This is a genomic window from Paraburkholderia atlantica (assembly GCF_000092885.1).
GTDB lineage: Bacteria > Pseudomonadota > Gammaproteobacteria > Burkholderiales > Burkholderiaceae > Paraburkholderia > Paraburkholderia atlantica.
In genome coordinates, this window is record NC_014119.1 from 608,922 (window position 1) to 626,745 (window position 17,824).

At 65.3% G+C, this 17,824-nt stretch carries 15 protein-coding genes; 1 reads left to right on the forward strand and 14 read right to left on the reverse strand.

All coding sequences use genetic code 11. The features are described from left to right. Window positions 1-39: 39 nt before the first annotated feature. From BC1002_RS30380 to BC1002_RS30390, 3 genes are all read right to left on the reverse strand, one after another. A complete protein-coding gene (locus tag BC1002_RS30380; protein WP_013093804.1) occupies window positions 40-1,326 on the reverse strand; it encodes an MFS transporter in 1,287 nt (428 codons plus the stop codon). Window positions 1,327-1,444: 118 nt separating this feature from the next. Continuing rightward, window positions 1,445-2,578 (reverse strand): mannitol dehydrogenase family protein, encoded by a 1,134-nt coding sequence (locus BC1002_RS30385; RefSeq protein WP_013093805.1) that lies wholly within the window; start codon window positions 2,576-2,578, stop codon window positions 1,445-1,447. Between the two features lie 20 nt (window positions 2,579-2,598). Next, window positions 2,599-3,621 carry a zinc-binding alcohol dehydrogenase family protein gene (locus BC1002_RS30390; protein WP_041735932.1) on the reverse strand — a complete coding sequence of 341 codons (1,023 nt, stop codon included), beginning with the start codon at window positions 3,619-3,621 and terminating at the stop codon, window positions 2,599-2,601. 270 nt (window positions 3,622-3,891) lie between these two features. Here BC1002_RS30390 and BC1002_RS30395 point away from each other — a divergent pair, with 270 nt between their 5' ends. Beyond that, entirely contained in the window at window positions 3,892-4,602 is a 711-nt protein-coding gene (locus BC1002_RS30395) for a FadR/GntR family transcriptional regulator (protein ID WP_013093807.1), read from the forward strand. Between the two features lie 44 nt (window positions 4,603-4,646). On the opposite strand, the gene BC1002_RS30400 is transcribed toward BC1002_RS30395, so the two are convergent. From BC1002_RS30400 to treA, 11 genes are all read right to left on the reverse strand, one after another. Continuing rightward, the gene (locus tag BC1002_RS30400) at window positions 4,647-5,624 is read right to left on the reverse strand and encodes a glycosylasparaginase (protein ID WP_013093808.1); all 978 of its coding nucleotides are present in this window, start codon (window positions 5,622-5,624) and stop codon (window positions 4,647-4,649) included. A gap of 17 nt (window positions 5,625-5,641) precedes the next feature. Then, complete coding sequence (locus BC1002_RS30405) at window positions 5,642-6,640, reverse strand: ABC transporter substrate-binding protein (protein WP_013093809.1); 999 nt, start codon at window positions 6,638-6,640, stop codon at window positions 5,642-5,644. Window positions 6,641-6,764: 124 nt separating this feature from the next. Next, complete coding sequence (locus tag BC1002_RS30410; RefSeq protein ID WP_013093810.1) at window positions 6,765-7,685, reverse strand: LysR substrate-binding domain-containing protein; 921 nt, start codon at window positions 7,683-7,685, stop codon at window positions 6,765-6,767. A 74-nt stretch (window positions 7,686-7,759) separates the two neighbouring features. After that, window positions 7,760-9,007, reverse strand: a complete 1,248-nt coding sequence (locus BC1002_RS30415) for a metal-dependent hydrolase family protein (protein WP_041735935.1) — start codon at window positions 9,005-9,007, stop codon at window positions 7,760-7,762. 66 nt (window positions 9,008-9,073) lie between these two features. After that, window positions 9,074-10,264 carry a M24 family metallopeptidase gene (locus tag BC1002_RS30420; RefSeq protein ID WP_013093812.1) on the reverse strand — a complete coding sequence of 397 codons (1,191 nt, stop codon included), beginning with the start codon at window positions 10,262-10,264 and terminating at the stop codon, window positions 9,074-9,076. A gap of 73 nt (window positions 10,265-10,337) precedes the next feature. Beyond that, complete coding sequence (locus BC1002_RS30425; protein WP_013093813.1) at window positions 10,338-11,225, reverse strand: ABC transporter permease; 888 nt, start codon at window positions 11,223-11,225, stop codon at window positions 10,338-10,340. A gap of 3 nt (window positions 11,226-11,228) precedes the next feature. Then, the gene (locus tag BC1002_RS30430; protein WP_013093814.1) at window positions 11,229-12,290 is read right to left on the reverse strand and encodes an extracellular solute-binding protein; all 1,062 of its coding nucleotides are present in this window, start codon (window positions 12,288-12,290) and stop codon (window positions 11,229-11,231) included. A gap of 11 nt (window positions 12,291-12,301) precedes the next feature. Continuing rightward, window positions 12,302-13,354, reverse strand: a complete 1,053-nt coding sequence (locus BC1002_RS30435; RefSeq protein WP_013093815.1) for an ABC transporter ATP-binding protein — start codon at window positions 13,352-13,354, stop codon at window positions 12,302-12,304. A 2-nt stretch (window positions 13,355-13,356) separates the two neighbouring features. Further along, on the reverse strand, window positions 13,357-14,220 hold the full coding sequence (locus BC1002_RS30440; protein WP_013093816.1) for an ABC transporter permease: 864 nt from the start codon (window positions 14,218-14,220) through the stop codon (window positions 13,357-13,359). Between the two features lie 261 nt (window positions 14,221-14,481). Beyond that, on the reverse strand, window positions 14,482-15,777 hold the full coding sequence (locus BC1002_RS30445; RefSeq protein WP_013093817.1) for an MFS transporter: 1,296 nt from the start codon (window positions 15,775-15,777) through the stop codon (window positions 14,482-14,484). Window positions 15,778-15,892: 115 nt separating this feature from the next. Further along, window positions 15,893-17,701: an alpha,alpha-trehalase TreA gene (gene treA / locus BC1002_RS30450; RefSeq protein ID WP_041735664.1), complete on the reverse strand. Its 1,809-nt coding sequence runs from the start codon at window positions 17,699-17,701 to the stop codon at window positions 15,893-15,895. Window positions 17,702-17,824: the final 123 nt, after the last annotated feature.

A 17,824-nucleotide genomic window follows, 5' to 3' on the forward strand; every position in this document is an offset into this window, starting at 1 on the left:
CGAAGACAGGGTTAGCCGTATGCGTTCAAACAGAATAGGTCAGATCGTGGAGCCCGCGCCCTTCGGCAAATCGCGGCTGTCCGTTTCCAGCGACAGCGGCTCGATGCGTCCCACGATGAAAAGATAGCTGAACGCGCCGAGAAAGCAGAAGCCGCCCGCGACGACCAGCGGAATCGTGAACGAGCCCTTCGTCATCGCGACCATCACGCCGGTGAACGTCGTAATCACGATACCCGCCAGGTTCGACGCGAAGTTCTGGATGCCGCCGATCGACGCGACATGGCGCGGCGTCGGCGCGACGTCGCAGGGCAGCGACCAGATGCTCGCCGCGGCGAACGCGAGGCTGCCGTAGGCGATGCCGAAGAACGCGAGCATCAGATACGTGTTTTCCGTGAACGCCGACAGCGTGATCACCGACGACAGCAGCATGCCGCCGACCATGCAGGTCTTACGCGCGGCCGTCAGGCTCCAGCCGCGACGGAACAGCGCGTCGGACACATAGCCGCCGAGCCAGCCGCCCGGAATCGCGATCAGCGCCGGAATCATGCCGAGCGTGCCGAGCGATTTCAGCGAGAATCCGCGCGTCTGCACCAGGTAGCTCGGAAACCACGTAATGAAGAAATAGATCACGAAGTTCAGGCAGAAGAAGCCGAGCATCATGCCCCACAGCGTGCGGTGGCGAAACAGCGACGCCCAGGTCACGTTGTCCTGACCGCCACGTGCTCGAACCGCCGGCGCGGCTTTGTGCGCGGTCTCCATCGCGTCCTGCACGGGATTCCGATAGATCACGAACCAGCCGACGATCCACACCGCACCGAGCAAGCCGGTCAGGATAAACGCCGCCTGCCAGCCGAGCGTGCCGATGATCAGCGCGACCACCGGAATCGACAGCGCGGAGCCGACCCGCGAGCCGCTATCGAAGATGCTCGTTGCTAGCGCGCGCTCCTTGGGCTGGAACCATTGGCTGACGAGCTTCGTGCAGGACGGATAGGCGCCGGCCTCGCCGACGCCGAGCAACAGCCGGCAGCCGAACATGCCCGCGACGCTGCTCGTGACCGCGGTGGCCGCGGTAAACAACGACCACCAGCCGACCGCGAGCGGCAACGCGATGCGCGCGCCGACACGGTCGACGAACCAGCCGAACGGCATCTGCATCAAAGCGTAGGTCCAGAAGAACCCGCTCAGGATGAAGCCCATCTCGGCGGGGCCGATGCCGAGCGCCTTTTCGATTTGCGGCGCGGCGACCGCGAGATTCGCACGATCGATGTAGTTCACCGCGATCGCGAGAAAGCACAGAAAAATCACTACCCAACGCATCTTCTTCATAAAAACCGTCTCCTCCAAGGCTGGCATCTAATCTATTTGGATGAATCATGCGGCCACGTGGCCGCTGGTGTGCTGCCGGGGTTGCTACTGACTGACTGCGGATTTGCGGCCCGCGCCGTTATCCGCGTTGCGCGCACGCGGCAAGCGCCGCATTCAGGCGCGGTTGCTCGACACGCACGCCGAGCTGGTGCGCAAGGTCGATGACCGGTTTGAAGCGCCGCTCTTTCTTTTGCTCGTGATTGCGAGCGATGTCGGCGAGGCGATGATCGAGGAACGGGTTTTCGAAACGCTCGCGCACGTCGTCGAGATAGGCGCGCGCGTCGCTGCCCTGACCGAGCGCATCGAAGACCGGCAGTACCTCGTCGCGCCACAGCGATTCGAGATCGGCACGCAGCAGCGGATCGCGCATCGCGTGCAGCACGTTCTCGTCGGGATCGCGAGCGTCGGCCTGCCAGCGCTCGGCAAGCCACGTATGCGCGAGATTCAGCAGCAGCAGCTTCAGGCGCTCGTAGTGCAACAGATCGTCGGTGACGATCATCGCTTCGTGCTCGCATGGCAGCACCATGCCGGCACGCCGCTCGATCGCCCACAACGCGTAGGGTTCGGCAACCGCGCCGACCGGCCGGATCGGCTCGGACACGATGCGGTCCACCAGCGAATTGACCCAGATGCAGGTGTGCTCGATGTAGCGCAAGAACTCGACCCCGGCACCCCAGCCGCGCGCGATATCGACGACGAGACCGCGCAGCGTGTCGCCGTTGCCCGACACGAGTTCGCATGGCAGCAGCGTCAGCGGTGCCGCGCCGGCCTTGAAGCGCGCATGCAGCAGCACCACGAGCTTCGCCGCGAATCCGCGCGGCACCCTCGTGTCATCGCGCAATAGCTCGGCGGTGTCGTCGGCGAAACACTCGTAGCCTCGGTCGCCGGTGTTCGAGATCACGACGCGCGCGTCGCGCGCAAAGCGCTCCACCACCGTTGGCCAATCGGAATTCGCATTCAATGCCTCACTGATCGCATGACATTGCGTGGTCGTATCGATCACCGCTTCGCGGCGCAGACCGCGAATGCGCACCTCGTACTGCCGATGCGCGCGTAACGCGTCGATGCGCGCGAGGCTCTCGGGGTTGGCCGTCGTCTGCACGACGGTCACGTGACCCAGCGCGCGGCCCGTATCGAGCGCCGCCGACACGAATAGATCAGCGTGCGCCTGCAGAAAGCGACTCGTGCCGAATTGAAGAATCGGGTTACCCATCGTCCGTTATCCCCGCTCGCTCAACAGGCCACCAGCGCCTTGATGACGCCGGCATCCGGTTTCAGCAGCGTGGGAAATTCGCCCGGCAGATTGGCGAGTTCGACCACGTGCGTATTGAGCGCGGCAGTCGGGATCTTGCCGGCGCGCATCGCTTCGAGCACCGTTTCGAAGTCGGCGACGGTCGCGTTGCGGCTCGCGAGCAAGGTCGTCTCGCGCTTGTGAAACTCGGGATCGGCAAACGAAATGCGCTCGCTGACGATCGACACCAGCACGTACTTGCCGCCATGCGCGACGAACTGCAGCCCGCGCTCCATCGCCTTCACGTTGCCGGTCGCGTCGAACACCACGTCGAAAAACTCGTTGTCGGTCAGTGCCGCGAGCTGGGCGGCATCGGTCGCGGCCTCGGTGGTGTCGAGCAGCACCGTGTGATCCGCCTGCAATGCGCCGGCGCACACGGACAGGCGGTCCGCGCGGCCATCGAGCACGCTGACCTCGGCGCCGCGCAGCTTCGCGAAGATCGTCGCGGCCATGCCGATCGGTCCTGCGCCGACTACCAGCACGCGCTGCCCGGTTTGCACGTCGGCGCGCGCGACCGCGTGTGCGCCGATCGCCAGGAACTCGAGCATCGCGGCTTGGTCGAGCGTCACGCCGTCGGCCTTGAAGACGAACGCCTGCGGTACCGCGAGGTACTCGGTCATGCCGCCGTCGGTATGGACGCCGAGCACGCGGATGTTCACGCAGCAGTTGCCCTTGCCCGCGCGGCAGGCCACGCAGCGCCCGCACGACAGATACGGCATCACGTACACCTGGTCGCCGGCCGCGACGCGCGCGCCGGCCGGCGCCGCTTCGACGATGCCGGCAAGCTCGTGGCCCATCACGCGCGGATACGACAGGTACGGCTGATTGCCGGTGAAGATATGGAAGTCGGTGCCGCAGATGCCGACTCGGCGGATGCGGATCAGCACGTCGTCAGGGCCGGCGTTCGGCATCGCGCGTTCGGTGAGCGCGAGCTGGCCGGGTTGTTCGCAAATGACTGTCTTCATCGTCATGGAGGAATTGATCGGGTATCGGGGAGCGGAGCGGCCCGCAGGGCTGCTCGCCAGGCGTCTACTTCGCGTCAATCTGGCCTTACCAATTTGCAAAAGTAACGGCACATGCGATACTGGTCAAGCCAATTTGCACGGAGTTCGGGGAAACCCCGAGTGCTGTCAGCGCGCGGCCGAACGCGCGCGATTTGCGCACCGGGCGCTTCGATCTACAATCGGCGCTCGCCCTATCGGGCTTGCACAAGCTCCATTGCCGGGAATTGTTTCGTGAACACCAAACCTGCCGACACGCGCCGTCTCTATCTTCAGATCGCGGAAAAATTGCGCGTTCTGATCGCTCAGCCGCAGTTCGCGCCCAACGGCCGCCTGCCGCCCGAGCGCGCGCTGGCGGAGACGCTCGGCGTATCGCGGCCGTCGGTGCGCGAGGCGCTGGTCGCTTTGGAACTGGAGGGGCTCGTCGAAATTCGCATGGGCTCGGGCGTCTATCTGTGCGCGACGCCGTCCGCGCAGAGTGATGCGTCGCTGTCGCAGGCCGAACTCGGCGATAGCCTGCTCGACATCCTCGGCGCGCGCTGCCTGATCGAAGGCTCGATCATCGCGAGCGTCGCACCGTTCTGCAAACCGAAAGACCTGAAGATGCTGCGCGCGATCTACAACGAGATGGAGCGCGAAGTGAAAGCCGGCAGAATTCCGGTCGCGGCCGATCGCGCGTTCCACCTCGCGATCGCGCAGATGTCCGGCAACGAAGTGCTGGTGCGCACCGTCAGCTCGCTATTCGATGCGCGGCATAGTCCGCTGTCGGAAAAGCTGCGCGGCCACTTCGAAAACGAAACGACGTGGGGCGCCGTGCCTGAAGAACATCTGGTGATTCTGGAAGCGCTGGAAGCGCATGATCCGCTGCAGGCGCAGGCGGCGATGCAGCGCCACTTGAAGCTGTCGTTGGAGCGGGTGATTACGGGCGGGCAGCGGACGCCTTAGGCGGCGCTGCTGGGATACGGCTGGTGCATTGGTGCGCGTCACCCTCACACGTCGGTATAAACCTGCATCGCAATCCTCTTGCTCTGCGGCTCCCCCCCGGAGATCCGGATCAGCTCGCAAGCACGGTGCTCCGGCTGTGTCATGCCGGGCGTCCATACCCAGTAGTGATTGCCCGGTAAACCATTGACCGCCACCACGCGATGATTGCCCGCGGCATCGATCGCATGAATCGTCACGCGGCTGATCAAGCCGCCTTTGAGCGCGCGCATATCGTCGACGGCTTCGCTGACCGCGCGCTCGACGCTCATCCCCATCTTCATGTAGAGCACCACCGCGCGCGCCGTGCCCGCACGGATCGTCATCTCGCCCGCGCCCGTGCAGGCGCAGGCGCCGTAACGGCTATCGGCGTATGAGCCAGCGCCGATCACCGGACTGTCGCCGAGACGGCCCGGATATTTCCAGCCCCACCCCGACGTGCTCGTACCGCTCACGACATTGCGCGCGCTGTCCAGTGCGAGAAAAACCGTGGTGTCCTTGCCGATCTCCGGATCGACGGCGTCATGGCAATAGCGTTCGAGCGGCACGTCCGGCCACGCAGCCTTGTCGGCCGCGCTGACTTCGATGTCGAACCAGCGCGCGTACGCTTTGCGCGAATGTTCGGCGAGCAGCTCGCAACGCTCCGCACCCGTTTCGGCCGCATAGCGCGCGGCACCCTCGCCGATCAGCAGTTCGTGCGGCAGCCGCTCCATCACCGCGCGCGCGACACTGACCGGATGCCTGAACCCCTTCAGGCCGCCGACCGCGCCAGTGCGCAGCGTCGAGCCATCCATCACCGACGCATCGAGTTCGACCTCGCCGAGCAGATTCGGCCAGCCGCCACGACCGACCGTGCGCACCTCTTCGTCGTCTTCGACGAGCCGGATGCCTGCCTCGATCGCGTCGAGTCCGGCACCGCCTTTTCGCAGCAGTTCCGCGGTCAGGCCGATGCCCGATTTACCTTCGTTGTTGGTCAGAATGATCATGTGTTCAGGTCTTTCGGTCAGAGCCCAGCGCGGAAATCCTTGTTCCAGAAGTCGAGCATTTCGGTTTTGTGTTTCATCAACATCGCGAAGTCGACCGGCACGATCCGCTCCAGCTCCTTGCCCGAGAATCCCACCGCCTGTTGCAACGACGGCGGCAGGTCAGCATTGGTGATCGTCGGCGCGTAGCCCATCGATTCGGCGAACGCGCGCTGCGACCGCGGATCGATCATCGCGTTCAGATACGGAAACGCGCAGGCGGTCGACTTGCTGCCCGCTGTCACAGCAGCCTCGAACGTAGCCGGCAATGCGCCTTCCTTCGGGAACACGTAATCGACCGCGAGGCCCGCCTTTTTCCATTGCAGCGTGCGCGCCTTCCACGTCACGGTCACGACGATTTCACCGCTCTTGAGCGCCGATGCCAATGCATCGACCGACGGATACACCCGCGGCGACGCCTCGCGCAGCGCGCGCAAATACTTCTGCCCGAGCGCGAGATCGCTCACCTGTCCACCCGATGCAAGCGCGCCCGCGAGCGTCAGGTAGTCATACTGGTCATCGACCAGGCCGATCTTTCCCTTGAATTGCGGGTCCAGCAGCGCGGCGAGACCATCGGGGCGCGTGCGCACGCGGTCCGTGTCGTAGACGAGCACCAGCGCGCTGAAGATGTGCGGCACCGCGTAGCTGCGGCGAAACTGCGGAATCACGTTGGCAAGGTTCGGCAGCAGCGCGACGTCCATCGTGCTGCGCCGACCGTGCGCTTCGGCGCGCATCGTGGTCTGCCGCGCGAGCGCACTGCCCACGGAATAGGTGACGACATCGCCGCTGGGGGTCACCAGCGAATCGATGTTCTGTTGCAGCAGGCGTTGATAGTCGCCTCCCCACGTGCCGACCACCACTTGGCCCGAACACGTACCCGCCGCGTTCGCTTTCAACGCAAACGGCCCGAGCGCGGAGGCGGCGACGAGCGTCCCTGTGGATCGAAGAAAACGGCGGCGTGGCTGGTTGATGTGATTCATACACTCGCTCCAGCAGAAATGCGTTTTCGAAAAGAAGCCGCAACAGACGACGCCAGGCCTCGGTGGCCCGATCTGTATTTCATTGGATAGGTTGGGAACGCCGCTGCCGTGAAGGGCCAATAGTTCAACTCGCGGCAGTCAAACGCGCATTCACGGCCGCCAGCACTTCTTCGAGCGTCTGCTCCATCACCTTCGACAATTCGTCGAGATGCGGAGCCGGTGCGGCGCCGCGCGGCGTGATCTTCAGCGTGTAGAAAGGCATCGCGTGCTCGAAGCGACGCAGGATCAGATTCGAGTCGAGAAAGTCGTACGCCGACACCGGATGCAGCAAACCGATGCCCAGCCCTTCCTTGACCATCGTCGCGATGTTGACCGAATACGGCGCGATCGCCACCACCTGCGATTGCAGCTGACCGGTCGCGAACACCTGATCCATGCCCCAGCGCACGAGGTCGGGCAGATCGTATGACACGATCGGCTGATTCCGCAGATCGGCCACCTTGATGACCTTGCGCTTGCCCAGCGGATGACCGGCCGGCAATGCGCAGATCGCGTCGAGCTGCGCGAACGCGGTCGAATCGGTGCCGGTCACGTCGACCGTATTCGTGACGAGACCGAGCGCGAGTTGACGCGATACCACCTGATCGCGAATCAGCGACGACGCGCCGGTCGTCAACGCAATCTGCACGGCCGGATGCCGCCGATGAAAGTTCGCGACGACGCGCGCGAAGTAGCCGAGCCCGAACGACACGACCGAACCCACGCGAATCACCGCGGTCGACGGATTGCGCAAGCTCAGCGCGAACTCGCGGATGTTGTTCAGCCCCGCATAACGCCGCTCGACTTCCTCGAACAGCGCCAGCGCTTCGACGGTCGGTTCGAGCCGTCCGCGGCTGCGATCGAACAGCGTCAAACTGGTCAAGCGCTCCAGGTCGGTAATCAGACGGCTGATGCCCGACTGCGAAGTGCCGATGACCTGCGCGGCGCGGGTCGTCGTGCGGGTGAGCATCAGCGCCCTGAATGCGTCGATGTGCCGAAAATCCATCCGTTCTCTCCGGATTGCATGGGCCGCCGGCGCCCCCCGCTGTCAACCTCGCTCGCACCGCAGCGCTGCGCATGTCACGCCGGCAAATCAAAGGCGTGGATTTTACCGCCCTTCATCACGACCGGAATGCGCTCACCCTGCCCCAGCAGACAGTCGAGCGACGCAAGCGGATTGCCGTCGACGACCAGCATGTCGGCGTGCGCGCCTGCCGTGATCTGCCCGAGCTGCCCGACCTGACCGAGCACCTGCGCGCCGACCACCGTCGCGCTGCGCAGGATTTCGAGCGGCGACAGCACTTCGCTGCGCAGGCGGAATTCATCGCTTTGCAGACGCTGCGATTCGCCGAGCAGATCGCTGCCGAAGCCCATCGGCACCCCTGCCGCGCGGAAGATTTCGAGCGAACGCAGGCCTGCCTGACGCACGCTCTCGATCTTCGCGACGCTGTCGGCGGGGAGACCGAGCGCTTCGCCTTCGTTCGCGAGCGCGTCGTAGGTGACGAGCGTCGGCACCGCGAACGCGCCGTGCTCGGCCATCACGCGCGCGGCCGTTTCGTCGATCAGGTTGCCGTGTTCGATCGTGCGGACCCCACAGCGGACCGCGCGCGCAATCGCCTCGGCCGTGTACGCATGCGCGAGCACGTAGGTGCCGCGCGCCCGCGCCTCGTGGACGATCGCCCTGATCTCGTCTTCCGAATAGCCCCATGCGCCAACGGGATCGGTGGGCGACGCGACGCCGCCCGAGGCCATGATCTTGATCTGGTCGGCGCCCATCTGCAGTTCTTCACGCACCGCGCGACGCACCGCATCGACGCCGTCGGCGACACGCGATATCGCGCCGACCCGCGCGCAACACGCGCATGGGCTATCGGTGCCGATGTAGTCGCTGCGGCCGCGCATGTCGCCGTGTCCGCCGGTCTGGCTGATCGCGCGGCCCGACACGAAGAGCCGCGGACCTTCCGCCAGCCCCTGTTCCAACGCCTGTTTGAGTGCGAAACCCGCGCCGCCCGCATCGCGCACCGTCGTGAAGCCACGTCTTAGCATGCCTTGCAACAACGGCAACGACTTCAGCGTGACCAGCACGTTCGGCAGGTTCACCTGTGCCGCGAGATTGAGCTGCGTCGCATGCACATGCACGTGCAAATCGATCAGGCCAGGCATCAGCGTCTTGCCGCGCACGTCGATTTCGCGCGCGGACGCGGTACGGATCGGCCGATCCGAGACTTCCTTGATGCGTCCGTTTTCCACCAGCACCGCGTGGTCCTCGCGCAACTCGCCGGCAACCGGGTCGAGCAGCGCGCAGTGCGAGAACAGAATCGACTCCATCATCTCTCCTCCCGGTTCCAGGTCCGGGGTATCTGCAACGTTGAGGGGTGTCGCGAGCCGCGCGACTCAATCGATGGTCGCGTGCGCGAGCGTGCGCGGGGTCTTCGTCAGCAGCTCGGGCGTAGGACCGGTTACGACCGAATCGTCGAGCCGGAAGCCGCCGAGGCCGTACACATAGATGCCGGGCTCCGCCGAGTAGACCTCGTTGTCGAGCAGCGCGCGGTGATTGAACGCCATGTCGTCCGGATACTCGTGACCGATGATGCCCATGCCATGCCCGGTGCGATGCCGGATGTACTTCGCGCAGCCGGCCTGCTCGATCACCGCCTGCGCGGCCGCGTCGATACCCGACACCGGCTGACCGGTGACGGCCGCGGCGACAGCCGCCTCGTTGGCCGCGCGCGCGACCTCGTGAAAACGCGCCTGCTCGGTGCTCGGCTTGCCGCAGAACCAGGTGCGCTCGTTCTCGATCACGAGACCGTTCAAACGCGGAATCACGATATTGACGAGACCGTCGCCCGCCTTGATCTTCGCGCCGCACGACGCACCGTCGCCATGCGGCGACGCCGATGCCGGTCCCGACAAGGTCCAGCAACGCATCACTTCGAGGTTCTCGCCGGGAAAGCGGCGCGCGCCTTCGGTCACCATCAGCGCGGCCATCTGATAGTCGAGTTCCTGCACGAGCCGTCCGGGGCGGATGTTCTCGCGATATTGGTCCTGCACCCAATCGGCGAGGCTCGCGGCGGCCCGCATCACGGTGATCTCCTCCAGGTGCTTGGCCCAGCGCAACGAGCGCAGCTCGGCGAGCATCGGCAGGAATTTCGCGTCCGGTAACAGCGATGCCGCACGGCCGAGCGGACCACCCGCGGCTTCGACGCCGATTCGCGATGCGCCAAGCCCGGCGGCGCGCAAGCGCGCGGCGATCAGCTCCGGGACTTCCGCGAGCAGCGGCTGCCGCTCGACCACGCGCGGATGCTCGGAATAGAACGAGATATCGTCGAGCCACAGATGCCCGCGCTCGCGCGCCATCATCACGTGATGCGTCGACAGCTCGTTCATGATCGCAAACGGCTCGCCGGACAGCGGCACGCACACCGCGATCGGCCGCTCCCAGGTCTGCACGTCGACATGGAAATTGGTCGCCCACTGGAAGAAGTCGGCGGACGTGAAGATCAGCGCATCGACCCGCTGACGTTGCATCAGTTTTTGCATCAGGTCGTGCCGGTAAGCGCGAGTCTTTTCGGTGAGGATCGGCATCTGTGATTCCTTCAGTAAAAAGAATTGAAGAGAGGCGCATCCCACACACGAGCCCGCGGCGCGCCCTGCCAGTTCAGGTCATCATCGTCTTCGCGTAGCGCCGCTGGATGATCCAGTGCGACAACAGCGCCAGCGCAAACGTGACGACCATCGATACGAGCGACAGCACGGCACCGAACGGCCAGTTGTTGGCCTTGGCGATCTGGTCGTAGATCGCCGGCGTCATCATCGTGATGCCGGTACCGCCGAGCAGAACCGGCGTCGCGTACGCGTTCATGCACAGAATGAACACGAGCATCGTGCCGGCCGCGACGCCGGGCGCCGCGATCGGCAGCACGACGCGCGCGAGCGTCTGAGCTAAGCTCGCGCCGAGATTGCGCGCGGCTTCCTCGATCGAAAAATCGAGGCCTTCGAGCACGCTCTGTAACGTCAGGATCATGTACGGCAACACCACGGCGGTGGTGCCGGCCACCACTGCGAACGGCGTATACAGCAGCCGCACCGGTTGATCGACGACGCCGAGCGCGATCAGCGTCGCATTGACGAAACCCGCGTTGCCGAGCATGACCATCCAACCCGCCGCGCGCACGACGTTGCCGACCAGCAGCGGAAACACCAGCAGCATCACCAGCTGGCTCTTGTAGCGGCTCTGCGTTTTAGCCAGCACATAGGCGACCGGAAAACCGAGCACGAGCGACAGCGCCGTGCACAGCGCGGCCACCTTGATCGTGGTCCACAACACCGCGTGGTAGTACGGATCGGTCAGAAACTGGACGTAGTTCTCGAGCGTGAACGCCGCCTGCATCATCTGGACCGAATCGAAATGATTGAAGCTGTAGCGCACCAGTTGCACGCCCGGCAGCACGATCACGAATAGCACGACCAACACGGCAGGCGTTGCAAGCAGGCCCCCGGCGTAATCGCGGCGCCGCGGCGCGGCATTCGGTGCGCTCGTCGTCATGGTTCAAAGTCCCGGCTTGAATTCCTTGTTCCAGAAATCGAGCAGCGCCGGTTTTTCCGCGGTGAAACGCGCGTAGTCGACTTTCACGAGGCGATCGAGTTCGGCATTGGTGAAGCCGACGCTCTGTTGCAGCGTCGGTGGCAAGGCCGCATCGGTGACGGTCGGCGCATAGCCCATCGTCTCGGCGAAGCCGACCTGCGCGCGCGCATCCAGCATCGCGTTCAGATAGTTGAAACCGCACGCGCGCGATGGGGCGTTCTTCGCCACGGCGGCTTCGAACGTGACCGGCACGCCGCCCTCTTTCGGGAATGCGTAATCGACCGGCACGCCGCCTTTCTTCCACTGCAACGCGCGCGCCTTCCACATGCAGGTCATCCATATTTCGCCGCTTTTCAGCGCCGCCGCGACCGCTTCGTTCGACGGATAGACCTTCGGCTGCTGCTTGCGCACCTCGCGCAGAAACTGAATGCCGGCCGTCGTGTCGCCATTGTGCTGACCGGCCGCGAGGGAGGATTGCAGCACGTTGAAGTTGTACAGAATGTCGGAAAAGCCCACCCGTCCCTTCAGTTTCGGATCGAGCGCGACCGCGAACGAGTCGGGCTTCGCCTGAAACTTCTCCGGGTTGTAGACGATCACCATCGCACTGAAGATGTGCGGAATCGAATACGGGCGGCGCAGCGCTTCGATCGTGCGCGCCGAGTTCGGCACCAGTTTGGTGTCGAGCGGTTCGAGCACGCCCGAACGGTTGACGTCGAACATGTCGATGTCGGCGAGACAGGCGACGTCGAGCGAACCGTGCCGCGCTATCTTTTCCGCGCGCAGCTTCGTCATGCGGCCGATCTGATCCGCCGAGTCGTAGGTGACGCGACCGCCGGCCGCCGCGATGATCGGCTTGCCGATGTTCTGTTCGAGCAGGTTCAGATAATCGCCGCCCCACGTGCCGACGACGACACTGGGACAAGCGTCGGCCGCCAATGCCGCGCGCGGATCGAAGCCGAGCGACGGAGCGACGAGCAGACCGGATGCAGCTTTCAGAAACGTGCGGCGCGTGATGGGATGGCTCATTTGATGGTCCTTCAGGCGGAAAAAAGCAGGCAATCTTCGGTTCTGAAGCACGCGTGCAGCGTGTCGCCCGGCGACCATCCGCCGGCACCCGCGTGCGCGGTGTTCGGCACGAGCGCGACGAGGCTCTGGCCGCGCTCGCTCGTGAGACGTAGTTCGACGGTCGCGCCGAGATAGATGCGGTCGGCGAGCCGGACCGGAATCGATACTTCGCTGTGCTCGGGCGCCGCGGCGAGACGCAGGCGCTCGGGACGAATGCCGAGCGTGTTGGCATTGCGCGAGGCGGCGTTGAGCGCGATCTTCTCGCCGTTCGCCGTGATGAATTGGCCGTTGTCGACGTGGCCCGCGAGGAAATTCATGCGCCCCAGGAAGCTCGCGACGAACGGATTCGCGGGCCGCTCGTACAACTCGTCGGCGCTGCCGATCTGCTGCACGCGTCCGTTGTGCATCACGGCCACGCGGTCGGCCATCGCGAGTGCTTCTTCCTGATCGTGCGTGACGAAGATCGTCGTCAGACCGAGGCGTTGCTGGAGCGCGCGGATTTCTTCGCGGACCTCGACGCGCAGCTTCGCGTCGAGGTTCGACAACGGCTCGTCGAGCAGAAACACGTCGGGCCGGATCGCGAGCGCGCGCGCAATCGCCACACGCTGTTGCTGCCCGCCCGACAACTGCCGCGGATAGCGTTCGGCGAGCGACGTCAGCCGCACCATGTCGAGCGCCTCGCGAATGCGTGTGTCGCGCTCCCCCTTCGGCACGCGCCGCATTTCCAGACCGAACGCGACGTTCTGCGCGACGGTCATATGCGGAAACAACGCATAGCGCTGAAACACCATGCCGGTATTACGCTTGTCGGGCGCGAGCCGCGTGACCTCGGTGTTGCCGATCCAGATTTCGCCGTCGCTCGGCTCGACGAAGCCCGCCACCATGCGCAGCGTCGTCGTCTTGCCGCAACCGCTCGGGCCGAGGAATGCGACCAGTTCGCCCTCGGCGATATCGAACGACACGTCGGCGACCGCGGTCGTCGCACCGTACTGCTTGCGCAGATTGCGCAGGGATACCTGAGCCATATTCAGATCACCTTGCCGAGCTTCACGAATCGATCGGTGATCAGCATCACGATGCCAAGCAGCACGATCTGCGCGGCCGATACCGCCGCGATGGTTGGGTCGAGATTGAATTCGAGGTACTGCATGATCGCGATCGGCAACGTCGTCTTGCCGGGGCCGACGAGCGGCAAGGTCATTTCGAGGTTCTCGAACGACACGATGAAGCCGAACAGCGTGGACGCGACGATCGCCGGCCGCAGCATCGGCAACGTGACGCGCCACAGCGTGCGCCATGCGCCAGCGCCGAGATTGCGCGCCGCTTCCTCGACGGTGGTGTCGATCTGGCTCAGGCTCGCGGTGACGAGCCGGATCGTCCATGGGATCGTCAGGCAGATATGCGCGAGCAGCAGGCCGCCGAACGTGCCGACGATGTCGGTGTCGAGCGCATTCTCTGCGCGCAGATAAAACAGATAGGTCGCAATGCCGGCGACGATGCCGGGCACGACTAATGGGAGCAGCAGCGTGTTGCCGACGAGGCGCCGCCCGGGAAAGCGGTAGCGCGCCAGCGCGAGCGAGGCGGCTACACCGAGCACCACGCCGCCGATCGCCGCGCCGGCCGCGAGCTTCAGCGACAGCACGAAGCCATTCGCGAACGCGTCGTTACGCCATGCATTGACGTACCACGACAGCGTGTAGCCGGACGGCGGAAACGTGATGATCGCGTCCTTGAAGAAGCTCAGCCAGATCACGAAGATCAGCGGGCTCAGCATGAACAGATAGACGAGCGCGACGCCCGCCCTGACGAACCATTTCGCCGGAGCCAGACGTGGGCGGGACAAAGCGTGCGCGGCAACGATGGTGCTACGGTCGATCGGAACCTGCGTCACCGCGCTTTCTCCTTGCTCAGGATTACACGTTGGGGTGTGTCCGGCGGGGTGGCGACGTCAGGCCATCCCAGTTCCGCCTCGGCTGACTGCAATGTAAATTTGCATAGCCTTGCGAACTGCGATTCACAGTAGCATGAATAAAAAAAGGAGCAAAGCGGGTTCTGGCCAGACGCGCGCTGGGGTTTACACGGCCGCTGGCCGACCAGAGGAAGGGTGTTTACGCGGGAATGGCAAACGTCTCGACCGTCGACGCGGCTTGTATCAGCGCACTACCTCTGCCCGTGCGCCGCGCGACTTCACGCGCCAGTTTGCGAGCGCGCCGAGCGCCATCAGCACGCTGGTGCCGAGAAACACCGCGCGCATCCCGACGTGGCCGCCGACGAAACCGCCCAGCAGCGGGCCGGCCACCTGCCCCGCGTACTGCGACGACACCGAATAGCCGAGAATCGCGCCCGTCACGCTCGCCGGCACGTTGTGGCGGATCACGCTCGCGATGCACGGCAACAGGCCGCCGAGTGCGATCCCCATCAGGAAACGCAGCACGATCAGCTGCCAGCTCGCGGTGACGAACGCCTGCGGCACGAGCAACACCGCCGATACCGCGAGGCAGCCGACGATCACGTTCCAATGCCCGGCGCGATCGGCGAACCTGCCGAGCCGCGAAGACGAGATCACGCTGCCGAGCGCCGCGCCCGACATGACGAAGCCCGCGACCATCGTCACGCTTTGAGGCTTCGTCAGCTGGGCGACGTAGACGGTGATGATCGGCTCGATCGACATATTCGCGACCATCAGCAGCAGGCCGGTGGCAAGCATCGCGATGGCCGGCCGCTTGTCGTCGACCGAGGCCCACGCGCCCTTCTTCGACGCGTTGTCCGCGCGCTTGCGGACGGGTTGCTCGCGAATCAGGAACGCGGTCGCGAGAAAAGCGACGAAGATCGCCGCGCCCGAGGCCCAGAACGTCGCGCGGATGCCGATCAGCGGCGGCAGGAAACCGCCGATCAGCGGGCCGACCAGATTGCCCGCCATGATCCCCGACGACAGTACGCCGAGCGCCCAGCCCGAGCGCGCCTTCGGCGTCTGCGTCGCGACGAGGATCATCGAGCCCGACGCATAGCCGCCGAGCAGCCCGGCGAGCAGCCGCAACGCGACCAGCTGCCAGGCCGAGTGCGCCATGCCGATCAGCGACATCGCGACCGCCATGCCGAGGCTCGAGCGGATCAGCATCAGCTTGCGGCCATAGAGGTCCGCGAGCTTGCCCCACAGCGGCGCGACGAGCGCGGCGCTGAAGAAGGTCGCGCCGAACGCGGCGCCGGACCACTGCACGATCGCCGCATGATCCTTCACGCCGAGCTGCTCGACGTAGAGCGGCAGGAACGGCAGCAGCAGCGTCATCGCGACGATGGTCGTGAACGAGCCGAACACGCACACGCACAGGTTGCGTTGCCAATGCGCGGCGGCTTCATCGCCGGCCGCCGGGGCGGGCTTGGCAGCCGCCGTGGCCTGCGCCTGCGGCGGCACCGGTTCGGCCGATGGGATGTCGAGCTTGCGATTCATCTTCGAGACTTTCCAGGTGACTAGGGGCCGTTCGAGCTATCGGAAGCATGCTAACGGGCTGCGTCGCCGTCAGGCAGTCAACCCATCATCCTGGTATCGCTACTACCTCTTCCCGCTAGCGGCCCGCGGGCGACGTGCTGTGCGACGTCTGCGGCGCGGCCGCCGCCGATGCGGCCGCATCCGACACCCCCACCGCACCGCCCGGCAGATCGGCCGGCTTCGTCGAACTCACCGCGTCCGGATAGAGTTGCATCAGCACGCGCAGCACACCATTGGTCCAGCCAAAGCCGTCCTGTAGCGGATACTCGCCGCCGCCCGCCGACTTGTCGCTCGCGTCGACGTCGTACTTCTCGACCAGCCGGCCGGTGCGCTGGTAGTACGCGACGTTGGTACGAATCCAGCGTGTCGCGATGTCGCGCGCGAGCTCCGGCTCGCTATAGCGGCGCAGTCCGATCACCGCGAGGTACTGCAGCGGCGCCCAGCCGTTCGGTTCGTCCCACTGCTGGCCGGTGTTGGCCTGAGTCGTCGCGAGACCGCCCGGGCGCAGCAGATCGCGCCGGATCGTCTGCGCCACTTCGCGCGCGTCGTTGCGTGTCGCGACGCCGGTGTAAAGCGGGTACACGGTCGCGGCAGTCAACCGGTGCGTAAGCGTGCGGTGCACGAAGTCGTAGTCGCCGAATGCGTGCAGTTGCGGATCCCACAGCACCCGGCGGATCGCATCGGCGCGCACGCTAGCGCGTAGTTCGAGATTCTCCGCGTGGCCCGCGTCGCCGGTCACCCGGTAGGCTTTCGCGAGCGTGCGCTCGAGCTCCACCATCAGGCAGTTCAGGTCCACTGGCACGAGCGAGGTCACGTCGATGGTCGCGAGCGTCCTGCCGTCGGCGAACCAGCGCGAGCTGAAATCCCAGCCGGTTTCGCCGCCCGCGCGCAGGTTGCGCCACAAATCCTGCGCGTCGCGCTGCGGCATCTGCTGCGCGGTCATCACATCCTCGCGGTACGACTCGTCGCGCGGCGCCGCGCGCTCGTCCCAGTAGCGATTGAGCAGCGTGCCGTCGGCGAGGCGCACCAGATGGCGCGCCGCGTTGCCGGGTGACAGACGATCGCTGCCGGCCATCCAGTACGCGTATTCACGGCGCAGCTCGGGCAGATAGCGGGCGTAGACCTGATCACCCTCTTTGCGCGCGACGAGCTGCACCATCTGCGCGAAAAACGGCGGCTGCGAACGGCTCAGGTAATACGTGCGATTGCCGTTGGGAATGTGGCCGTAGCGGTCGATCAACGTCGAGAAATTGTTCAGCTCGTCGGCGACGAGCGCGTGCTGGCCGCTCGCGTCGAGCCCTAGCAGGATGAAGTACGAATCCCAGTAGTAGATCTCGTCGAAGCGGTCGCCCGGCACGATGTACGACGATGGCAGCGGCAACAGCGAAGCGTACGGGCTGGCGCTCGAATCCGGTTCGCGGCGCAGCACGCTCCACAGCGTATCGATATGCGCGCTGACGCTTTCGTTCGGATTGGACACATAGCGCTTCGGCTCGCGCGGGGGCAATGTGAAGCGCTGTTCGACGAATTGCTTCAGGTCGAAGCGCGGTTGAGCGCGCTGGCTGTCGTAGTCGGCGATGACCTGGGTCGGCGGCTCGTTTGGCGACATGTCAGCGAACGTCTTGCTGTCCGGGTACAGATGCGCGAGTTCGACGTCGCGATACAGCTCGCCGTAAAGCTCGGACGGCGGCGTCGGCACGACCGGCGACGGCTGCGCGTGATCCGTGTTGCCAACGCGTCCGGCCGCGGCGCTGCTCCCGGCATTCGCAGCGGCAGCCGATGCGGGCAGCGTAAGGGCCGGCACGTCCGGCTGGGTCGGCGCGGCCGTCGGCGCCGATTGCGCGATGACGCCGGTGCTGGCGGCGAGCGCCAGCGCGGTGGCCACGGAGGCTACAACGCGGCGGTACGGCCGCTCGCGGGAAGACCAAACGGGAAGATCGGAACGAAATGGCATCGGCGGACCCGTTGAGGACGACGCGGTGACGTCGACGTAGGCGGCCCGCCGCGC

What these genes read in the sequence shown, in the direction of transcription:
- BC1002_RS30380 (WP_013093804.1), bottom strand. Translation starts at nt 1,326, where the DNA reads ATGAAGAAGATGCGTTGGGTAGTGATTTTTCTGTGCTTTCTCGCGATC.
- BC1002_RS30385 (WP_013093805.1), bottom strand. Translation starts at nt 2,578, where the DNA reads ATGGGTAACCCGATTCTTCAATTCGGCACGAGTCGCTTTCTGCAGGCG.
- BC1002_RS30390 (WP_041735932.1), bottom strand. Translation starts at nt 3,621, where the DNA reads ATGAAGACAGTCATTTGCGAACAACCCGGCCAGCTCGCGCTCACCGAA.
- BC1002_RS30400 (WP_013093808.1), bottom strand. Translation starts at nt 5,624, where the DNA reads ATGATCATTCTGACCAACAACGAAGGTAAATCGGGCATCGGCCTGACC.
- BC1002_RS30405 (WP_013093809.1), bottom strand. Translation starts at nt 6,640, where the DNA reads ATGAATCACATCAACCAGCCACGCCGCCGTTTTCTTCGATCCACAGGG.
- BC1002_RS30410 (WP_013093810.1), bottom strand. Translation starts at nt 7,685, where the DNA reads ATGGATTTTCGGCACATCGACGCATTCAGGGCGCTGATGCTCACCCGC.
- BC1002_RS30415 (WP_041735935.1), bottom strand. Translation starts at nt 9,007, where the DNA reads ATGGAGTCGATTCTGTTCTCGCACTGCGCGCTGCTCGACCCGGTTGCC.
- BC1002_RS30420 (WP_013093812.1), bottom strand. Translation starts at nt 10,264, where the DNA reads ATGCCGATCCTCACCGAAAAGACTCGCGCTTACCGGCACGACCTGATG.
- BC1002_RS30425 (WP_013093813.1), bottom strand. Translation starts at nt 11,225, where the DNA reads ATGACGACGAGCGCACCGAATGCCGCGCCGCGGCGCCGCGATTACGCC.
- BC1002_RS30430 (WP_013093814.1), bottom strand. Translation starts at nt 12,290, where the DNA reads ATGAGCCATCCCATCACGCGCCGCACGTTTCTGAAAGCTGCATCCGGT.
- BC1002_RS30435 (WP_013093815.1), bottom strand. Translation starts at nt 13,354, where the DNA reads ATGGCTCAGGTATCCCTGCGCAATCTGCGCAAGCAGTACGGTGCGACG.
- BC1002_RS30445 (WP_013093817.1), bottom strand. Translation starts at nt 15,777, where the DNA reads ATGAATCGCAAGCTCGACATCCCATCGGCCGAACCGGTGCCGCCGCAG.